Here is a 224-nt window from a genome sequence, read left to right as displayed (position 1 = left end):
CTTCGCCGGCAAGGACCTGACCAGCGGCGCGGCGATCAACCGCACCCTGACCGGCGTTGCCGCCGGTGCGGTCTCGGCCACCAGCCTCGATGCCATCAACGGCTCGCAGCTGCACGGCACCGCGCAGTCGGTGGCCAATGCCATCGGCGGTGGTTCGGCCGTGGCCGCTGACGGCACGATCAGCGCACCGAGCTTCGACATCGACGGCACCTCGTACGCCAACG

Annotated in this window: 1 pseudogene; it reads left to right on the top strand. The window is 70.5% G+C overall.

Features of this window, described 5'->3' with window-relative positions:
* A pseudogene (locus tag RZA67_RS16455) lies at positions 1 to 224 on the top strand (hypothetical protein); the annotation flags it as partial.

Source organism: Stenotrophomonas sp. C3(2023) (assembly GCF_032911385.1).
Lineage (GTDB): Bacteria > Pseudomonadota > Gammaproteobacteria > Xanthomonadales > Xanthomonadaceae > Stenotrophomonas.
The sequence above is the reverse complement of the archived record's forward strand: the minus strand, read 5'-3'. Positions and strand labels throughout refer to the sequence as shown.